Source organism: Nitratidesulfovibrio liaohensis (genome assembly GCF_011682075.1).
Classification (GTDB): Bacteria; Desulfobacterota; Desulfovibrionia; order Desulfovibrionales; family Desulfovibrionaceae; genus Cupidesulfovibrio; species Cupidesulfovibrio liaohensis.
The window spans coordinates 1-926 of record NZ_VSMK01000651.1 but is presented as its reverse complement, the minus strand read 5'-3'; the positions used below and the strand labels follow the sequence as shown (position 1 = coordinate 926).

General features: G+C 72.2%; 2 protein-coding genes and 1 pseudogene. All 3 read right to left on the bottom strand.

The genetic code is table 11. The features are described from left to right. The coding region (locus FVW27_RS21025; protein ID WP_243838540.1) for a terminase small subunit at positions 1 to 261 on the bottom strand (261 nt) is incomplete at its 3' end. Continuing rightward, on the bottom strand, positions 258 to 614 hold the full coding sequence (locus FVW27_RS17155) for a hypothetical protein (RefSeq protein WP_208294863.1): 357 nt from the start codon (positions 612 to 614) through the stop codon (positions 258 to 260). The genes FVW27_RS21025 and FVW27_RS17155, both read right to left, overlap by 4 nt. Continuing rightward, positions 611 to 926 (bottom strand): annotated as a pseudogene (locus FVW27_RS17150) (hypothetical protein); the annotation flags it as partial. The gene FVW27_RS17155 and the pseudogene FVW27_RS17150, both read right to left, overlap by 4 nt.

Below are 926 nucleotides of genomic sequence, written 5' to 3'. Positions count from 1 at the left end.
GGGCGAGCCCAGCAGACGCGAGGCCGTGCGCGCGGCGCGCACCGGCGCGTACCCCGCCCGTTCGGCAGCCCGCACGGGCGACATGTCCACCAGGAATTCCTCCACGAAGCGGCGCTGGCGCACCCCAAGCCGAGGGGAGCGCTCGTCTCCTTCCCGTTGAGAGCCTGCCGGGCTTCGCGAGGGGCCGGTTCCTTCGGCACTCCCTGCTCTTCCGGCGGATTGGGGTCTGGAGCCTTCGCCGCTGCTTTCCGCCTTGCTCATCGGGCCTCCTTTTCAACGACGGCGGAAACGCGGGCCTCGGCGCGCAGGTGGCGCAGGTCGGTGCGCATCTCTTCCAGTGCGCGCTGCACGGCGGCCAGCCGTTCGTCCATGCGGGCAACGCACACGGCAGTCTCGCGGGCGGACCGCACATCGCCGTCAAGGGCGGCAGCGCGAGCTTCCATGGCGTCCAGCCGGGCCTGCACCGTGGCCGCCAGCATCACCGCCCCGGCAAAGGCCGTGGCCGCTGCCGCCAGAGCCTGCACTCCCACTCGGCGGTCCAGCCGCCACCCTTCGGCCCGGCACTCGCCGTCGCGCTCTCTGGTGCCGTCCACGGATTCGTTCGGGAAGGTCATCGCGGGGCGCCCTCCCCGGCGCGGGAGCGCAGTTCGTCCTTGCGGAACGAACCCAGGGACGAGCCCAGGTAGTAGTTGACCACCGCGCCAAAGGCCGTTCCCAGCGAACCGAGCAGCAGCAGGGCCGGTTCACTTACCGAGGGATGCTCCAGCACGGCCCGCAGCATGCCGAAGAATCCGGCCACCACCACCAGGGCCACCAGGCCGGTCACCCATGCCCCGCCGTGCCCGGCACGGGCCAGGGCCACCTCGCGCGCGCGGGCGTCGCGGGTGTTGTCCAGTTCGGCCCGCAGTTGCTCGGCCTGCCAATCC

Coding starts and splice junctions, on each gene's coding strand:
- FVW27_RS17155 (WP_208294863.1), bottom strand. CDS start 614: ATGACCTTCCCGAACGAATCCGTGGACGGCACCAGAGAGCGCGACGGC.